17 protein-coding genes and 1 pseudogene are annotated in these 17861 nt (G+C 72.1%); 7 read left to right on the top strand and 11 right to left on the bottom strand.

Going from position 1 to position 17861, the window contains the following annotated elements:
- Positions 1-9: 9 nt before the first annotated feature.
- The 3 genes from VKA29_RS09365 to VKA29_RS09355 all read right to left on the bottom strand — a co-directional run bounded on the left by VKA29_RS09365 (position 10) and on the right by VKA29_RS09355 (position 2718).
- Positions 10-939: a DMT family transporter gene (locus tag VKA29_RS09365; RefSeq protein WP_324784823.1), complete on the bottom strand. Its 930-nt coding sequence runs from the start codon at positions 937-939 to the stop codon at positions 10-12.
- Between the two features lie 182 nt (positions 940-1121).
- Entirely contained in the window at positions 1122-2126 is a 1005-nt protein-coding gene (locus tag VKA29_RS09360; protein WP_324784822.1) for an EamA family transporter, read from the bottom strand.
- Between the two features lie 46 nt (positions 2127-2172).
- Entirely contained in the window at positions 2173-2718 is a 546-nt protein-coding gene (locus VKA29_RS09355) for a Clp protease N-terminal domain-containing protein (protein ID WP_324784821.1), read from the bottom strand.
- 214 nt (positions 2719-2932) lie between these two features.
- Here VKA29_RS09355 and VKA29_RS09350 point away from each other — a divergent pair, with 214 nt between their 5' ends.
- Entirely contained in the window at positions 2933-3361 is a 429-nt protein-coding gene (locus VKA29_RS09350) for an SRPBCC family protein (RefSeq protein ID WP_324784820.1), read from the top strand.
- 87 nt (positions 3362-3448) lie between these two features.
- Here VKA29_RS09350 and VKA29_RS09345 read toward each other — a convergent pair whose 3' ends face one another.
- A complete protein-coding gene (locus VKA29_RS09345) occupies positions 3449-4081 on the bottom strand; it encodes a PadR family transcriptional regulator (protein WP_324784818.1) in 633 nt (210 codons plus the stop codon).
- A gap of 196 nt (positions 4082-4277) precedes the next feature.
- The gene (locus tag VKA29_RS09340; RefSeq protein ID WP_324784816.1) at positions 4278-4718 is read right to left on the bottom strand and encodes a GNAT family N-acetyltransferase; all 441 of its coding nucleotides are present in this window, start codon (positions 4716-4718) and stop codon (positions 4278-4280) included.
- An 89-nt stretch (positions 4719-4807) separates the two neighbouring features.
- On the opposite strand from VKA29_RS09340, the gene VKA29_RS09335 reads away from it, so the two are divergent.
- From VKA29_RS09335 to VKA29_RS09320, 4 genes and pseudogenes are all read left to right on the top strand, one after another.
- Positions 4808-5107: a metalloregulator ArsR/SmtB family transcription factor gene (locus VKA29_RS09335; protein WP_324784815.1), complete on the top strand. Its 300-nt coding sequence runs from the start codon at positions 4808-4810 to the stop codon at positions 5105-5107.
- Positions 5104-5490: pseudogene (locus VKA29_RS09330) on the top strand (VOC family protein); the annotation flags it as partial. The gene VKA29_RS09335 and the pseudogene VKA29_RS09330, both read left to right, overlap by 4 nt.
- 157 nt (positions 5491-5647) lie before the next feature.
- The gene (argG, locus tag VKA29_RS09325) at positions 5648-7093 is read left to right on the top strand and encodes an argininosuccinate synthase (RefSeq protein WP_324784814.1); all 1446 of its coding nucleotides are present in this window, start codon (positions 5648-5650) and stop codon (positions 7091-7093) included.
- A gap of 220 nt (positions 7094-7313) precedes the next feature.
- On the top strand, positions 7314-8132 hold the full coding sequence (locus VKA29_RS09320; protein ID WP_324784813.1) for a PhzF family phenazine biosynthesis protein: 819 nt from the start codon (positions 7314-7316) through the stop codon (positions 8130-8132).
- Here the strand turns inward: VKA29_RS09320 and VKA29_RS09315 are convergent.
- Together VKA29_RS09315 and VKA29_RS09310 are read right to left on the bottom strand one after the other, a co-directional pair.
- Positions 8122-8934: a CPBP family intramembrane glutamic endopeptidase gene (locus VKA29_RS09315; RefSeq protein WP_324784812.1), complete on the bottom strand. Its 813-nt coding sequence runs from the start codon at positions 8932-8934 to the stop codon at positions 8122-8124. The genes VKA29_RS09320 and VKA29_RS09315 overlap by 11 nt on opposite strands.
- A gap of 220 nt (positions 8935-9154) precedes the next feature.
- Complete coding sequence (locus VKA29_RS09310; protein WP_324784811.1) at positions 9155-10672, bottom strand: glutamate--cysteine ligase; 1518 nt, start codon at positions 10670-10672, stop codon at positions 9155-9157.
- A gap of 546 nt (positions 10673-11218) precedes the next feature.
- Here VKA29_RS09310 and VKA29_RS09305 point away from each other — a divergent pair.
- Positions 11219-11800 carry a hypothetical protein gene (locus VKA29_RS09305; protein ID WP_324784810.1) on the top strand — a complete coding sequence of 194 codons (582 nt, stop codon included), beginning with the start codon at positions 11219-11221 and terminating at the stop codon, positions 11798-11800.
- Between the two features lie 419 nt (positions 11801-12219).
- Entirely contained in the window at positions 12220-12408 is a 189-nt protein-coding gene (locus VKA29_RS09300) for a DUF5999 family protein (RefSeq protein ID WP_324784809.1), read from the top strand.
- A 593-nt stretch (positions 12409-13001) separates the two neighbouring features.
- Here VKA29_RS09300 and VKA29_RS09285 read toward each other — a convergent pair.
- Genes VKA29_RS09285 through VKA29_RS09270 form a run of 4 tightly spaced genes read right to left on the bottom strand, consistent with a single transcriptional unit; the run spans position 13002 to position 17232 of the window.
- Positions 13002-14051: an endo-1,4-beta-xylanase gene (locus tag VKA29_RS09285; RefSeq protein WP_324784808.1), complete on the bottom strand. Its 1050-nt coding sequence runs from the start codon at positions 14049-14051 to the stop codon at positions 13002-13004.
- A gap of 56 nt (positions 14052-14107) precedes the next feature.
- Positions 14108-14872 (bottom strand): carbohydrate ABC transporter permease, encoded by a 765-nt coding sequence (locus tag VKA29_RS09280; RefSeq protein ID WP_324785065.1) that lies wholly within the window; start codon positions 14870-14872, stop codon positions 14108-14110.
- 59 nt (positions 14873-14931) lie between these two features.
- On the bottom strand, positions 14932-15930 hold the full coding sequence (locus tag VKA29_RS09275; protein ID WP_324784807.1) for a sugar ABC transporter permease: 999 nt from the start codon (positions 15928-15930) through the stop codon (positions 14932-14934).
- A 6-nt stretch (positions 15931-15936) separates the two neighbouring features.
- Complete coding sequence (locus VKA29_RS09270) at positions 15937-17232, bottom strand: extracellular solute-binding protein (protein ID WP_324785064.1); 1296 nt, start codon at positions 17230-17232, stop codon at positions 15937-15939.
- Positions 17233-17861: the final 629 nt, after the last annotated feature.

Below are 17861 nucleotides of genomic sequence, written 5' to 3'. Positions count from 1 at the left end.
CCGCGCCCGTCAGGCGAGGGCCGGCGTCCTCGCCTCCGCCGCGGCCAGTCCGGTCACCGACCCGAGCATGAGCAGCGTGCCCACCAGGGTCGCCGCGGTGAGCCGTTCACCGAGCAGCGCGATCGCCAGGACCGCCGCGCTCACCGGCTCCAGCAGCATGATCACCGACACGGTGGCCGACCGGACGACGGCGGCGCCGGCGAAGTAGAGCGCGTAGGCGAGCGCCGTGGGAACGGCCGCGATGTAGATCAGCAGCCAGACCAGCCGGACGGGGTCGGGGGTGTGCGGAAGCAGCCCCTCGGCCAGGGCGAACGGCAGCAGGCACAGGCTGGTGACCGCGAACGCGCCCACCGACGTCTCGGCGGCGTCCGTCCCGCCGCCCCGGCCCCACCAGCGGGTCAGCAGGGTCATCACGGAGTATCCGGCCGCGGACACGAGCGCCAGCAGCACTCCCCACGGCCGTACGGTCGCGCCGCCGCTGCCGAGCACGAGCACGCCCAGCCCGGCCAGCGCCCCGGCGACGGCCGCCACACCGCCCCGTCCGAGCCGCTCGCCCAGGGTCAGCCGGGCGCCGAGCGCGATGAACACCGGCCCGGCACCCAGGGTGACGACGGTGGCCACCGCCAGGCCGGTCGCGGCCACGGCGGCGAAGTAGGCGGTCTGGAACACCGCGAGCCCGACGCCCGTGAGGCCGACCCGCACGGCCCTGCGGGCGAACGGCTCCCGGACGGCGGACCGGGCGCGCGGGCGCAGCCGGCGGGCGGCCAGCAGCAGGACGAGACCCAGCGCGCACCGCCAGAAGGAGAGGGTGACGGGGCCCATGTCACCGGTCCGGTAGACCAGCGAGGCGGCCGCGCCCGCGGTGCCCCAGGCGAAACCGGCGACGATCAGGTAGAGCAGGCCTCGCCCGACGGGCAGGCCGCGATCAGCGTTCGACACGAGTGTTCTCCGCAGAAGTGCGTGGGGAGGTCCCGGGTCAGCGGGACCGTGGACTGCTTCTGCGGGCAGCAGCGACCGGCCCGGCACCGTGCCGGGCGTGTCCGACCTGGGGCCCGCCTCAGGCGGCGGGAGGGGGCAGGACGAGCGCGTTCGCATGCATGAGCGACAGCATAGGGCCTGTCCTAGGCGGCGCCGCGGCGGGCCGGTACATCGACTTCGAGACCACCGCTCGCCACCGGCTCGGCGGATCCCCGGGCGGGTGCCGACGACTGGGCGATGAAGGCGCCCGCCAGGACGACCGCCCCGCCGACGATCTGCGGCGCGGAGAGGTGCTCGCCGAGCAGCACCCAGGCCAGGACGGTGGCGATGACCGCCTCCAGGCAGGCCACGACGCCCGCGACCTGCGGCGAGAGCCGGCGCACCGACAGTACCCCGGTGACGTAGGCGAGGACGGTGGCGACGAGCACGATCCAGGCCAGCAGCAGGCCGGCCGCGACGGGGGTGCCGTCCATGTCGGCGGTGCCGGCCAGCACCGACCAGTCCATGCCCCAGGGGCGGGCGACGACAGTGAGGACGGCGGCGCCGGCGAGCAGGCCGTAGGCGATGACACCGAGCGGATCGGGGGCGTCGTCGCCGGCATCGCTGCCCTGGTCCGACAGGACGAAGTAGCCGACCTGGCAGCAGGCGGCGCCGAGCGCGAGGACGAGGCCGAGGGCGTCGAAGCTCAGGCCCGACCAGACCTCGACCACGCAGGCGAGACCGCCGACCGCGAGGACCACCCCGAGCGCGGCGGCCCGCGTCACCGGCCGCCGCTGCACGAACCGCACCCAGCCGAGGACCAGGGCCGGCGCGAGGTACTCGACGAGCAGCGCGACCCCGACCGGGATGCGGGAGATCGCGGCGAAATAGCAGGCCTGGACCCCGGCCACGGCCAGCAGTCCGAACCCGGCCAGCAGCGCGGGGCGGCGACGCGGCAGCGCGCGGTGGCGTACCGCGACCGGAAGCATGACCAGGGCGGCGCCCGCCACCCGCAGCCACACCACGTGCAGCGGATCCAGCCCCGCCTCGATCAGCGGCTTCGCCGCGACTCCGGACCCGCCGAACGCCACCGCGGACGCCAGCGCTAGGCCGAGCCCGACGCCCCTGCCGCGGCTGCCCTGACTGCTCTCAGACATATGCACGGGCACATGATGACAGGGGACGACATGAGCGTCACCCTCGATGGCACCTGTCTCAGCGGCTGGACGATCCCGACTGCGCCGACAGCTCCTCGATCCGGGCGAGCACGGCCTCGGCCTCGACGCCGGCGCGGCCGAGCACCTCCACCGCGCGGGCCCGCGGCTCCGCCGCGATCGCCGCGAGCAGGTCGATGCCGTGGGCCGGTCCGGCGCCCCGGCCGGCGGCGCGCTCGCGGGCCTGTTCCATCGCCCGCGCGGCCAGCGGCGAGTACCCCTCCGCCTCCGGCGCCGGAGACGGCGCGCCGGAGTCCTCCACCGAGCCCTGCCAGCGCAGGCCGTAGCCGATGCTGCGCTGCACGAGGTAACCGAGCAGCCGCGCGAGCCCGGGCCCGTCGCCGAAGACGCCCCGCGCCTCGGGGTCCTGCTCGAGGAGCGAGTGCAGCAGGTGGGCGGTGTCTATCTGCTGGTCCCCGTCCCGCACGGCCCGCCGCCGGGCGCCGGAGACCACCGCCGCCAATTCGTCACTTGGTCCGGCATCGCCGTCGGCGCGAGGGCCGGGGCGCGGCTCGTCCGCCGACTGCCTGGGGATACGGGGTTGCACGTCTCCCACCCCATCAGCCCCGGCCCCTGCGGTCATCGCCGGGCGGAAGCATTTCCGCGTCCGACGGGGAGTGGACTCCATGACCCGAAATCTCCTCCTTGGGGATGAGATCAGGCCGCCGCACACCAGAATCTGACGGTTCATCAGTATTGAATGTTGCGGCCCGTGCGGCTACGTTCCGCGACACCACAGCCCGACACGAAGAGGTGGTCGCATGGCCGAGGTCAGCGCGGAGGCACGGATCGGGGCGCCCGCGGAGAAGGTGTGGGCGCGGCTGACGGACTGGTCCGCCCACGGCGAGTGGAACGCGACCCACACGAGCTTCCCCGGGGGCGGTCCGGCCGAACTCGCGGTCGGCGGGACGTTCCAGGAGAACATGAAGCTCATGGGGTTCCCGGCCGAGGTGGAGTGGACCGTCGAGGAGGTGGAGCCGGCCCGGGTGCTCGCCATCCGCGGCAAGGGCCCGATGGCCGTCAACCTCGCCACGCGCTACACGCTGACGCCAGACGGCGACGCCACGACGGTCCGGATCGCCGGGGAGTTCACGGGGGCCGCGGTGTCGCTGATGGCGGCCAGGCTCAAGGACTCGGCCACGACCGCGCTGAACGAGTCGCTGCGCAGGCTGGACGGACTGCTGACCTGAGGACCGGAGGACCCGAGGACCGTACCCGCGAGAAGGCGCCCCGCGGAGCGATCCGCGGGGCGCCCCGCACCCGGCGGCGAGCCGCCGTCAGTCCCCGTCGGCGAGGATCAGGTACAGCTTCTTGCGGGCTTCGTTGATGACGGTCAGCGCCTTCTCGCGCTGTTCCTTGCTGCCGGTCTTCCAGACCTGGCCGAAGGCCTCCATCAGGCCGAAACCGGCCTGCCGGATCTCGCCGAGCGCCTCCCAGTCGATGCCGCGGGAGGCCTCCTCCCAGGGCGCCTCGGGCCCCTCGTCGGCCGCCGCGCGGCCGGCCTCGGTGAGCGAGAACAGCTTCTTGCCGCCCTCGCTCTCACTGACGATCAGCCCCTCGTCCTCCAGCAGCTGGAGGGTCGGGTACACCGAGCCGGGGCTGGGCTTCCACGCCCCGCCGCTGCGCTCGGCGATCTCCTGGATCATCTCGTAACCGTGCATCGGACGGTCCTTCAGCAGGGCCAGGATCGACGCGCGCACGTCGCCGCGCCGCGCCCTGCCGCGCGGTCCGCCGCGCCCCCTGGGGCCGGGACCGAAGCCCGGGCCGAAACCCGGACCGCCGAAGCCGAACCCCGGTCCGGGGCCGCCGCCCGGCCCGAAGGGGCCGAAGGCACCGCGCAGTCCCTCGAAACCGCCCCGTCCCCGGGGGCCGGGTCCACCGTGCCCACGCTCGAATCCGTGACTGCGCATCGCACTCACTCCATTCCATCGTCGACCTGTCGCGATGACTCGACGATATATCGGAAACATTCGGACGACAAGACCCGTCAGCAGGGCATCGACCGAGACCTCCGAGCGTCGGCGCGCCCGCTCCCGCGGCCGAGGGCACCCCGCCCGAGCGGGCCGGGACTCCGAGCGTCAGCGCCGGGTCATGACACGGACCCCGCTACCTCTCGTCGAGCGGGAGCCGGAAGACCGTCGACCGCCTGCTCCGGAACCCGACGCGCTCGTAGAGCCGGTTCGCCGCCGCGCGGTCCGGCCGGGAGGTGAGATCCACCGTCCGCGCGCCCGCCTTCCGGGCGATCCGCACGGCCTCCTCGGTGAGCAGACCGGCAACTCCACGGCCTCGCGCCGCACCGTCGACGACCACGTCCTCGATGCGGGCCCGCAGTCCGGAAGGCAGGGGCGACAGCACCAGCGTCAGAGTCCCGACGATCGCCTCGGGAGTGCGGGCCACCAGCACGGTGTTGGCGTCGCAGCGCACCATCCGGTCGACCGCTTCCCGGTCGAGGGGCTTCGCCGTCGACGACAACTGCGGCAGGAGCCGGCCGAAGGCGTCGACGATTTCCTGACTCGCTTCCCTGACGACATCCACACGGAGGTGCATGGCGGGAGCCTATCCAGCGCCGGCCCGGAACACCGGGCGGCGCGTGTCCGTGCTTGATACGCAAGTGACTGCTTGCCTATTCTCGGGTCGTGGCCGACGTGTTCAAAGCCCTGGCCGATCCCACCCGCCGCACCATCCTCGACGAGCTCACGGAGAAGTCCGGACAGACCCTGTTCGAGATCTGCTCCCGGCTGACCATGAAGCACCGGCTCGGCATCTCACGCCAGGCGGTCTCCCAGCACCTCGCCGTACTGGAGGCCGCCGGACTCGTCGAGACCAGGCGGGAGGGCCGCTGCAAGTTCCACGACCTGAACACGGCCCCACTGCGGCAGATCACCGAGCGATGGCTCGCGCCCGACACGTCCGGACCGGAGGAGAGCACCCCATGAGAATCCATCTGACCAGCGTCTTCGTCGACGACCAGGACAAGGCCGAGCGCTTCTACACCGAGGTCCTCGGCTTCACGAAGAAGCACGACGTCCCACTGGGCGGCAAGCACCGGTGGCTGACCGTGGTCTCGCCCGACGAGCCGGACGGCACCGAACTCCTCCTCGAACCCGCCGAGCACCCGGCCGCCAGGACCTACCGGGACGCGCTCGTCGAGGACGGCATCCCGCTCGCCCAGTTCGCCGTCGACGACGTGACGGCGGAGTACCGGCGCCTGCGCGCCCTCGGCGTCCGCTTCACCCAGGAGCCCGTGGAGACGGGCCCCGTCACCACCGCCGTCCTCGACGACACCTGCGGCAACCTGATCCAGATCTCCACCCCCCCCGGTAGGCACTCGACCGCCTCACGCCCGCGGCTCGTCCGTTCGCGCGGCACGGTCACCGCCCGGTGCCGCCCGGCCGCCGCACCGCCCGCACCGCCCGCACGGGGCATGCACCAAACAGGGCTTTGCATAGCCATGCGGATTCATGCATACTCTTCCTATGTCCAAGGTCCTCACCTCCCTCCCCGCCGGCGAGCGCGTCGGCATCGCCTTCTCCGGCGGTCTCGACACCTCGGTCGCCGTCGCGTGGATGCGCGACAAGGGCGCCGTCCCGTGCACCTACACCGCCGACATCGGCCAGTACGACGAGCCCGACATCGCCTCGGTGCCGGGCCGCGCCAAGACCTACGGCGCCGAGGTCGCGCGTCTGGTCGACTGCCGCGCCGCGCTCGTCGAGGAGGGCCTGGCCGCGCTCGCCTGCGGGGCGTTCCACATCCGCTCGGGCGGGCGCGCCTACTTCAACACCACGCCGCTCGGCCGCGCCGTCACGGGCACCCTCCTGGTGCGCGCGATGCTCGAGGACGACGTGCAGATCTGGGGCGACGGGTCGACCTTCAAGGGCAACGACATCGAGCGGTTCTACCGCTACGGCCTGCTGGCCAACCCGCACCTGCGGATCTACAAGCCCTGGCTGGACGCGGACTTCGTGACCGAGCTCGGCGGCCGCAAGGAGATGTCCGAGTGGCTGATCGCGCACGGCCTGCCCTACCGGGACAGCACGGAGAAGGCGTACTCCACCGACGCCAACATCTGGGGCGCCACCCACGAGGCCAAGACGCTGGAGCACCTGGACACCAGCGTGGAGACCGTCGAGCCGATCATGGGTGTGCGGTTCTGGGACCCCGAGGTCGAGATCGCCACCGAGGACGTGACGATCGGCTTCGAACAGGGCCGCCCGGTGACGATCAACGGCAAGGAGTTCGCCTCCCCCGTCGACCTGGTGATGGAGGCCAACGCCATCGGCGGCCGGCACGGCCTGGGCATGTCGGACCAGATCGAGAACCGGATCATCGAGGCCAAGAGCCGCGGCATCTACGAGGCCCCCGGCATGGCGCTGCTGCACGCGGCCTACGAGCGCCTGGTCAACGCGATCCACAACGAGGACACCGTCGCCCAGTACCACACCGAGGGACGGCGTCTGGGCCGGCTGATGTACGAGGGCCGCTGGCTGGACCCGCAGGCGCTGATGGTGCGCGAGTCGCTGCAGCGCTGGGTCGGCGCGGCCGTCACCGGTGAGGTCACGCTGCGGCTGCGGCGGGGTGAGGACTACTCGATCCTCGACACCTCGGGCCCGGCGTTCAGCTACCACCCGGACAAGCTGTCCATGGAGCGCACCGAGGACTCGGCGTTCGGCCCGGTCGACCGGATCGGCCAGCTCACCATGCGCAACCTCGACATCGCCGACTCCCGCGCCAAGCTGGAGCAGTACGCCGGGATCGGGCTGATCGGCACCGCGCACCCCGCCGTCGGCGCCGCCCAGGCGGCCGCGACCGGCCTGATCGGCAGCATGCCGGAGGGCGGCGCCGAGGCCATCGCCTCCCGCGGCGAGGTCTCGGAGGACGAGGAACTGCTGGACCGCGCCGCCATGGAGTCCGGCACGGACTGACCGTCCAGGCCGGGACCCCTCCGGCGGGCCCCGGCCCCGACGCCCGTACGGCGTCGGGGCCGGGGCCCGCCGCTGTCCGCTCCGGGCGTCATGAACCCCAGCCGTCCGCTCCTGGCGTCGTGACCCCCGGCCGTCCGCTCCTGGCGTCGTACCCCGGCAAGGGCCAGGAAGCCGGAATTGGACGTGGTACGGGGGCCGGCGCCCGCCCTAGCGTCGTGGCATGCGGATACGAATCGTCGACGCCTTCACCGACCGGCCCTTCACCGGCAATCCCGCCGGGGTCCTGCTCCTCGACGCCGACGCCTTCCCGGCCGACGACTGGATGCGGCAGGTGGCCCGGGAGGTGAACCACGCCGAGACGGCGTTCGCGCACCGGTTGCCCGGGGGCGGGGAGGCGGACTGGGCGCTGCGCTGGTTCACTCCCGCGGCCGAGGTCGCCCTGTGCGGCCACGCCACGCTCGCGACGGCCCACGTGCTGAGCACCACCGGCGCCCACGAGGGCCCGGTGCGGTTCGCCACGCGCAGCGGCGTGCTCGTCACGACGCCCGGTGCGGACGGCTCGGTCACGCTGGACTTCCCCACGGCGCCGCTCACGCCCGTCGAGGTCCCCGACGGCGTCGCCGAGGCACTGGGCGCCGCACCGCGCGCCGCCTTCGACACCGGCCCGAACGTGGGCGACCTGCTGCTGGAACTCGCCGACGAGGGGACGGTCCGCGGCCTCGACCCGGATCACAGGGCCCTGGCCGCCCACTCCGAGCGCGGCATCATCGCCACCGCACCGGCCGCCGACCCGGCCGTCGGCCACGACTTCGTCTCGCGCTGCTTCTTCCCGAACGTCGGCATCGACGAGGACCCCGTCACCGGCAGCGCGCACACGGCCCTCGCCCCGTTCTGGTCCGAGCGCCTCGGCCGCTCCGTCCTGACCGGCCTGCAGGCCTCCTCCCGGCCCGGCCGCGTCCGCACCGAGCTGCGCGGCGAACGCACCCTGCTGACCGGCCGCGCGGTCACGGTCGTCGAGGGGACACTGCTCACGCCGTAGGCAGCCAGCCCACCTTTCCCGCCAGCAGCGCGTACCCGACGAACGCCCCGATGTCGAGCAGGGAGTGCGCCACCACCAGCGGCCCCACCCGGCCCCAGCGCCGGTACAGCAGGACGAAGACCACGCCCATCACCAGGTTCCCGACGAAGCCGCCGATGCCCTGGTAGAGGTGGTAGGAGCCGCGCAGCACGGCACTGCCCATCAGCGCGGCTCCGGGCGTCCAGCCCAGCCGTCCGAGCCGGCGCAGCAGATAGCCGACGACGATGACCTCTTCCAGGACGGCGTTCTGCACCGCCGACAGGACCAGCACGGGGTACTTCCACCACACGTCGGGCAGTGCCTCCGGCACCACCGTGAGGTTGAAGCCCAGCCCGCGGGCGGCCAGGTAGAAGGCGATGCCGGTGCTGCCGATCACCGCGGCGACCGCGGCCCCGCGCCCCAGGTCCGGCCAGGGCCGCGTGCGGTCGAAGCCGAGCGTGCGCAGGCTCCGCCCCTCCCGCATCAGGAAGTGCGCCACGAGCGCGACGGGCACCAGAGCGGTGGCGATCCCGAACAGCTGCCAGGCCAGATCCAGCCAGGGGCGCCCCGGCGCGGCCGAGGCGTTGAGCGTGGCCGCCTGGTCCTTCAGACCGCCTGGCCGGGTGACCGATCCGACAAAGCTGATCAGGGCGGAAACCCCGCTCGCGCCCAGTGAGAGCCCCAGGACGAGCAGCGTCTCGTCACGGAAGATCCGCCGCGAGGGACGCTCCTCGGGAGAGGAACCGGCCACCGCGCCCGCCTCTGCCTGCACACCTGCCTCCATCGACTGTTCCGGCCTCATGGCCACGCCGGCGGCACCGCCGGGGAGAGCGCCACCGTCAGCGCCACCGTCATGGGACGTCACAGCATGCACGATCAGTATGAGGCGGGCGGCCGCGGCCCCCGCCGACGCCGCGTGTGGTCGCCGTGGGTCGCGGACGCCGACGAGGAGGAGGCCGAGCGGGCCGTCGGAGGCGGGCGCCGGCCGGGAAGGCCCCGGCCCGTCAGCCCAGGGGCACGGGCTTGGGCAGGCCCACCGGCCAGGTGTGCACCGGGTCCCCCGCGTGCATCAGCTCGCAGTACCGCCGGGTGGTGGCCGCCAGCGCGGACTCCCGCGACAGCCCCGACTCCAGTGCCCGGTGGAAGGTGGCCGCCTGCCACGAGGCGCCGTTGACCCGGCGGCGGCACCGCTCCTCGATCACGCCGAGGTACAGGTCGCGGTCGGCTGGCTCGACGCCCCACGCGGTCAGGCCCGCCTCGGCGAGCGGCAGCAGTTCGTCGCGCACCAGGGTCACCGCGTCGACCTGGGCGGTACCGGCGTACCGGCCGCGCCGCGGCCATTCCAGGCGGGCGTCGATGCCGTGCCTGCAGGCGGCGTCGAAGTTGGCGGCGGCCGCCTCGAAGGGCAGCCGGGTCCACACCGGACGCGGCTCCTCGGCGAGGGCGCGGACGACGCCGTAGTAGAAGGCCGCGTTGGCGATGACATCGGTGATGGTGGGGCCCGCGGGCAGCACGCGGTTCTCCACCCGCAGGTGCGGGACGCCGTCGGCGATGCCGTAGACCGGGCGGTTCCAGCGGTAGATCGTGCCGTTGTGCAGGACGAGTTCGGCGAGTTTGGGGACCCCGCCCGCATCGACGACCTCCAGCGGCTCCTCCTCGTCGCAGATCGGCAGCAGCGCCGGGAAGAACCGCAGGTTCTCCTCGAAGAGGTCGTGGGCGGAGCTGATCCAGCGCTCGCCGAACCAGGTGCGCGGGCGCACGCCCTGGGCCTGCAGCTCCGGCGGGCGGGTGTCGGTGGACTGCTGGAACAGCGGGGGCCTGGACTCGCGCCACAGCTCGCGGCCGAACAGGAAGGGGGAGTTGGCGCCGATGGCGACCTGGGCGGCGGCGACGGCCTGGGCCGCGTTCCACACGTCGGCGAAACGGCCCGGGGTGACCTGGAGGTGCAGTTGCACGGAGGTGCAGGCGGCCTCCGGGGCTATGGACTTCGACGTGCACCTGAGGTGTTCCACGCCGTCGATGTCGAGGGCGAAGTCCTCGCCGCGGGCTGCCACGATCTGGTCGTTGAGCAGGGTGTAGCGGTCCACCGCGGAGAGGTTGGAGGAGACCAGGTCGTCCCGGTCGAGCGTCGGCAGAATACCGATCATCACGATTCCCGCATCCACCTCCCCCGCCTTCCTGTCGGCATATGCCAGTGACGTACGGAGTTCTTCGGCGAGCCGGTCGAATACCCGCCCGCCCAATCGGTGTGGGGCGATGTTGACTTCCAGGTTGAACATGGCGAGTTCTGTCTGGAAGTCCCGGCTCGCGATGCGCTCGAGTACTTGCGCATTCAGCATTTTCGGCATGCCGTCGGTGCCGACCAGATTCAATTCGATCTCAAGACCCATGAGGTTCTTCGGCCGATCGAAGCGCTCCTGAGCCAGCAACCGCTCGAGCCCCGTCAGGCACCGCCGTAGCTTGTCCCGGTAGTGCTGCCGATCGGACAGGTCGAACCCGCCTGCCACGACCTTCTCCCCCATCGAAGTGTCCCTCCTCGAATGGGCGGGCCGAAGATCGGCCGCCGGCGTCCTGGTTGGGATAATGCCCAGCCCAGCCGATCGATAACGTCCCCACGCGGGCTGGTGGCCCGCTACGCTGGAGGAAGTGACCCGCGGCACATTCGCCGGGCATGCGTCACAACGCAGTTGCGGACAGCTCACGAACTCGTGAAAAACGCCGACGAGAATTGGCCGACCACCTCCCGGAGATTCTCCGAGGTCACCGCTGCGGAGTCGACCGGGAATCGGGATGATTCCCGCGTAACGCCGACCGAATGCGTCCTTGCCGAGTACACCGCAAACGGCTAGCCGAAACACCGCCTGAACATACCTCGTATAAACTCCGCGAACAGGCAGAGGGTTGGCGCCCGCGGTCATGGAACCCGCCGTCGAGGCGACGTACGGCAGGCCTCACCCACACCCCTCGTTACCAGACCCCGGCCCCCGCCTCCCTGGCCTCGTGAGCAGACAGCGCCGTCCGCCCCCGCCTTCGCGTCACCGTGCCTGCCGAATGAGAGGCGACCCACCATGCCGCTGCATGTCCCCCCGGCTCCCACGCCCGCACTTCGCTCCGTCCTCACCGCGCTCGGTTCCCCCACCGCCGTCCGTGAGGCCCGCACCCCGTCCCTGCTGCGTCACCAGGGACCCGTCACCCCCGAGCTTCCGCTTCCCGTGCACGTGCTGGAGGCGATCACCGCCACGGGCGCCGCCACCCGGCTCGCCGGATGGCGGTTCCTGATCCGCTCCGGCGACCGCTCGGTGGCCGCCGCCGAGACCACGCTCACCGCCGACGGCTGGGCCTTCTCGCACTTCTTCGAAGGCCCCTACATCCCCTCCACCGAGCAGGCGCTGCGGCAGGCCGAGACCCTGACCCAGGCCTACCAGCCCCGCCTGCTGTCCGTGCCCGGCCTGTACATGCTCACCCTGTGGCTGCACGGCGACTGCGCCGCGGACGGCGCCACCGGCAACCCCGCCGCCACGGACATCCTGGTCCCGCTGGCCCCCGCCCCTCCCGGCATCGCGGCGCACCAGCCGCACCGGGTCGCCGATCTGCTGCCGACGCTGACCCGCCGGGTGACCCCGGCGCCCCTGCTGCGCCAGACCGCCTGAGCCCACCCGGCCCGACCACCCGCGTGCCCCGCCCCGGACCCCGGGGCGGGGCACGCCGCTCCCGCACTCCCCTCCCCTCCTCACCCCGCCACGCCACACCCCGCCACCTGTTCCGCTCGTGCGAGCCACGGGGTGCTCACACGTGCCCCCGGCCGGCTCCGACCGGTCCGGACTAGCCCCATCCGGCCATGCGAAACCACCCGAAGGGACAGTGCGGTCGCCCTGAACCGTCCCCGGAGGACGGTGCGTCCTGAACCTGTGAGAAGCGGTGCTGCGAAATACCTGCGGATCGACGTCCGTGGGGCAACACTGGGTTCCGACCGACTTGTCAACGGGGGGCGGCCATGGACGAGGCTTCACGGCGCGACACGGACACACCATCCATCTCGAACACCACGACAGAGCGAAAGATCCCACCAATGTGCCAGCACCAGCCACCGTGCCCCTCAGCAGACTCCGCCGACCGGGAATCCGCCCGACTCGTGGCGCACCACCCGGAGCAGGGATGGAGCCTGCTGTGCAACGGCGTCCTGCTCTTCGAGGACACCGGTGAGCTCCTGCCGGACGGTCAGATCATCGCCCCGCACCGCGTGATGACGGCCGCCTGATCCACGAGCGGGCGGTCCGCCGACCGCCCGCGGCTCCCAGGGGCCGGCTCGCGGACACCGGCCGCGAACCGGCCCTGACGCGTGCCCGGCAGCGCTCCCCGTCCGCTCCCGGACGTACCGGGGCGGGCAGCGGCGGAGGTGGGGACGGCAGCGCGCGAGTCCGACGCCGGGGAACGGGCCGAGGCCCGCGGCAGGGTCACGATCACGGAGATCCCCCGGCAGGCCGGGGTGTCGTTGCCGACCGTCTCCCGGTGGCCCACGGCCGCTCCCGCTCGCGGGCGTCGCCGGAGCGTTCGTGGATCGCCGAGACCACGGTGCCGGCCCCGGCCGCGTGCGTGGCCTCCGCCACGCCCCGGACGACCTTCACCGCCGACGGGGCCTGGACGTCCCCGCCATCGGCGCCGCCGACCGGGCGGGCGGCCTGGCGGCCACCGAGCACCCGCCGGCCCTCGGCCACCGCAGGATCGGCCTGATCGCCGGCCCGCCCCGGCTGCCCCCGCCACGCCGACCCGCCCGGCCCCGGCGGCGCGCCGGGATGCCTCGCCGCCACCCTGCAGCGGCGAGGCACCTCCCCCCGGCGCGGGTCCGTGCCGTCACCGTTCGCCGAACGCCTGCCTTATCGCGGCGTACGCCGGCTTGGGCCGGAACTCCTCGTCCCACGGCAGCGCGGCGCCCTCTCCCGGGAAGAACGCCGGGATCCACGAGTACTTGTCGGTCCAGTCCCACACCGTGATGCCCACGCACCGGCGCACCGCGAGGCAGGCCGCGGTCAGGTCCCGGTACCAGTCGGCCTGCTCGGCGAGCTTCTCCGCGTCCGCCGGCAGCGGCATGCGGACGTCGACCTCGGTGAGCGCGGTGTCCAGGCCGAGCCGGGAGAAGCGGCGCAGGTTGTCCTCCAGGGTGGCCGGATAGCCGTACTGGAGGGCGAGGTGGGCCTGCAGTCCGATGCCGTGCAGCGGGACGCCCTGGGCCCTGAGGTCCTGTGCCAGCCGGTAGTAGGCGTCCGACTTCGGGCCGACGGCCTCGATGTTGTAGTCGTTGAGGTAGAGCTTGGCGTGCGGGTCGGCCTGGTGGGCCCAGCGCAGCGCGTCGGCGATGTAGCCGGGGCCGAGGGTCTTGTACCAGAGGGTCTCGCGGTAGGTGCCGTCCTCGTTGAACGCCTCGTTCACGACGTCCCACGAGTAGACCTTGCCCCGGTAGTGCCGCACCTCCGTGAGGATGTGCCGCTTCAGGACCGCCCGCAGCTCGTCGGCCGTCCACTCGCGGTCGGTCAGCCAGCCCGGCAGCTGGTTGTGCCAGACCAGGGTGTGGGCCCGTAACCGCTGGTGGTCGCGGCGGGCGAGGTCCGCGATCTCGTCGCCGGCGGACCAGTCGAAGACGCCCGGCTCCGGTTCGCTGGCGTACCACTTCATGCCGTTGCCGGGGGTGATCATGTCGAACTCGCTGCCGAGGACCGCCGTGTACGCGGTGTCGGTGAGTTCGGGGTTGTCGGTGGCGCTGCCGAAGTAGCGTCCGTGCCGCTCGGCCAGGTCGGCGAGGGTGGACTGCGTGTCGTGTGCCTGGGCGGGCGACGCGGTGCCGGCGCCCGCGGCGACCAGGACGGCGGCCACGGCAACGACGAGTCTCAGGCGGTGCTTGCGCATGGTGCGACTCCTCACGGTCGGACGGTGTGGGTGAGCCGTACGTTCGCGGGCGCTCGTCATCCCTTCGTGGCGCCGGCGGTGAGGCCGCCGACGAGCTGACGCTCGGCGACCGAGTAGAAGGCGAGGGCCGGGACCATCGCCAGGACCAGGTAGGCGAAGACCCGGGCGTACTCGGCGGAGTACTCGCCCTGGAACTGCTGGACGCCGATGGGCAGCGTCCACCACTTGTTCTCGGTGAACACCAGCAGCGGCAGGAAGAAGTTGTTCCAGCTGGTGACGACCGCGAGCACGGAGACCGTGCCGAGCGCGGGCCGCGCCATCGGCAGCAGCACCCGCCAGAAGAACCCGAAGGGGGTGCAGCCGTCGAGGGTGGCCGCCTCCTCCAGCTCGCCGGGGATCTCCCGGAAGAACGCCCGCAGGATGATGATCGTCATCGGCAGCCCGAACGCGGCCTGCGGCAGGATCACGCCCAGCGGGTTGTCGAGCAGGTCCAGCGAGCGCAGCAGCAGGAACAGCGGCAGCGCGGCCACCGCGAAGGGGAACATCAGCCCCATGGTGAAGACGGTGAACAGCACCTCCCGCCCCCGGAAGGCGAACCGGGCGAAGGAGAAGGCGGCGAGCGCGGAGACCGCGACGACCAGGACGGTCGTGCCGACCGCGATCAGCGTGCTGTTGCCGACCAGGCGCCAGAAGTCGCCGGAGCGCAGGATGCCGGTGTAGTTGCCGGTCCGCCAGTGTTCGGGCAGTCCGAAGGGGTTGCGGGAGAGCTCGTCGGTGGACTTGAAGCCGGAGAGGGCGGCGTACATGAGGGGTACGGCCATCACCGCGCCGACCGCGACGAGGATCAGGTGCAGGGGCAGGGTGCGTGCGGTCTTGCGGCTCACTTGCCGGCTCCCCTCATCGTCGTGGTGGCCCCTTCGAGGTCGCGGCGGAGCACGAACCGCTGGTAGGAGAGGGCGAAGGCGAGGCAGATGCCGAACATGACCACGCTGACCGCGCTGGCGTAGCCGACCTGGTAGCGCTTGAAGCCGTACTGGAACATGGTCACGGCCATCGTCTCGGAGTGGTGGTCGGGCCCGCCCTGGGTGATCACCCAGACCAGGTCGAAGAGCTGGATCGCCCCGATGACGGAGAGGAACACGCTGATGCGCAGGGTGGGCGCGAGCAGCGGCAGGGTGACGTTGCGGAAGCGCTGCCAGGGCCCGGCGCCGTCGATCAGCGCCGCCTCGGTCAACTCGGCCGGGATGGACTGCAGTCCGGCCAGGTAGAGCATCATGTGGAAGCCGAAGTACTTCCACGTCATGACCAGGAACAGGGTGGCCATGACGTAGGACGGGTCGGCGAACCACTCGCCGCCCGGACCGTCCAGTCCGACGGCGCCGAGGACGTGGTCGGCGAGCCCGTCGCCCGGCGCGAAGACCATGCTGAACAGCACGCCGGTGATGGCCTCGGACAGTACGTACGGGGCGAAGAACAACATCCGGTAGACGGCCCGGCCACGCAGCCGCTGGTTGAGCAGCACCGCCATGGCGAGCGCGAACGGCAGTTGGAGCGCGAGCGACAGCACGACCAGGACCAGGCAGCGCCACAGGTCGCCCAGGAAGACGGGGTCGTCGAACAGCCGGGTGAAGTTGTCGCCGCCGATGTACTCGGACGGCATGCCGAAGCCGCCCCACCGGAAGAAGGCGGCGTAGAGGGCGAAGAGCATCGGCAGCAGCACCAGCGTGACGAACAGCACCAGCGCGGGCAGTTGGAAGCCGACCGCGGTGAGCCAGTTCAGCGCCCGCCGCCGGGCCCGCCCCCGGGCCGCGGCTCCGGCCGGGGGCGGGACGACGACACCGGGCCCCGTCCGCTTGTCCGGAAGGAAAGTGGAGGTCATCGCCGACTACTGCTCTTCCTTCGCGGTCTTGGTGATCGCCTGGGTGACCTGCGCGGGCGACTTGGACCCGGCGATGAGCGCGGCGACGCTGTCGTTGATCTCCTGGCCGACTGCGGGCGCGTAGGCCTGGTCGAGGTAGAGCTGGAAGCCGGTGGCGGCCTTCAACTGGGCATGCACGGACTTGGTGTTGGGGTCGGAGAGCCCCTTCTCGGCTCCGGGGACGACCGGCAGGGTGTTGGTCTTCTTGACCAGTTCGAGGTCCGTGGTCTCGGAGGCGAAGAACTTCAGGAAGTCGACGGCCGCCTGCGGGGCGCCCTTGCGCAGCGCGTGCCCGCCGCCCCCGCCGAACACCTCGGTGATGGCACCCTTTCCGCCCTCGACGGCCGGGAACGGGAAGAAGCCGAGGTCCGCGCCGAGGCCCTTGCCCGCGTCCGCCTCCACGACGGGGGCCCACTGGCCCATGAGTTCCATGGCGGCCTTGCCGTTGCCCACGGTGGCGGCCTGTCCGGTGGGCGTGGAGTAGGCGGCGCCGAGGAACCCCTTCTGGAACGGCTGCAGCGCGACGAGGTCCTTCAGGTGCTGTCCGGCCTGGACGAACCCGGCGCCGGTGAAGTCCTTGTCGTCGGCGGCCTTGCTCAGGGCGTCGAGGCCGGCGGTGCGCATCGCGAGGTACGCCCAGTAGTACATGCCGGGCCACTTCTCCTTGCCGGCGAGCGCGATGGGGGTGATCTTCTTCGCCTTGAGCCTGCTCACGGCTTCGAGGAACCCGCCCCAGGTGGTGGGGGGTTCGCTGATACCGGCCTTCGCGAACAGCGCCTTGTTGTACCAGAAGCCGATCATGCCTATGTCGAACGGGATGCCGTACACCTTGTCGTCGAGCAGATACGGCTGCTTCGCGACCGGCAGCAGTCCGTCGGCCCACGGCTTGGTCCGGTCGGTGAGGTCCTCGACGAGCCCGGCGTCGACCTGCTGCTGCAGCACGCCGCCGCCCCAGGTGTGGAAGATGTCCGGCAGCTTCCCGGAGGCGGTCAGCGCCGTCATCTTCGACTTGTAGGCGTCGTTCTCCAACTGCACGATCTTCAGCTTGACCTTGGGGTTCTGCGCCTCGAACTTCTTGGCGAGGCCGGCCCAGACGTTTTTCGTCGGCTGGGTGGTGGAGATGTTCCACCACTCGATGGTGGTCGTCCCCGACGACGACCCTCCGTCCGAGTCTCCGCCGCAACCACTCAGTGCCGTCATGCCGAGACCGGCCGCGGCGGAGGCCGCGAGGAAGCCGCGGCGGGACAGTGCCCGGTCGCCCATCATGCGCTCCTTGGGTACGGGACGGCGCATCCACGGCCGTCCACTGGATCGAAAGTTTCGAATAAGATCCAGAAAGATGCGTTGTTGCCGCACCCTAGAGACAGCCCCTGAACGGTGGCAACCCCTTGTGCACGGTGAATCTGCGGCCGACGCGTGCGGAACGCGGGGGCTTCGAGGCGCCTCCGGGCGGGCCGACAGTTTCCGAGGGCTTGCGGAAACGTCCGGCCGCGCGGTTCAGCCGTCGGCGAGGGGGGGCGCAGTCGAACCGGTCGTACGTCACGCTGCCCTCCGTGGCGGACCTGCCGATCACGCGGCCGGTGAAGCCGTCGGCCACCCGGATGGAGAGGTAGCGGCCGTCCGGCTCGGCGAGGGGTTCGCCGCCCTCGGCCGGGAGGACGACCGGGTCGGGCCCCGCACCGCGCCCGGAGACCGCGGCGCGGAACTCCGGGCCCAGGGTGACCGGGCCGGCGACACCGGACGGCGCGCGAGTTCCCGCCGGGCCGGCCCGATGCGCGCGACGACGCTCGCCCGCCCGCCGGCGGCCCCGAGGTCCTAGGAGTTGTCGTCAAATGTCACGCCCACATCAGCAGGGCTGCGAGGGTGACGGCTGCTTGGTAGGACTCGGCGGT

The sequence above is a fragment of the Streptomyces sp. H51 genome (assembly GCF_035656535.1).
Classification (GTDB): domain Bacteria; phylum Actinomycetota; class Actinomycetes; order Streptomycetales; family Streptomycetaceae; genus Streptomyces.
Note: the sequence above shows the minus strand (reverse complement) of the source record. Positions and strands in the feature narration are given on the sequence as shown.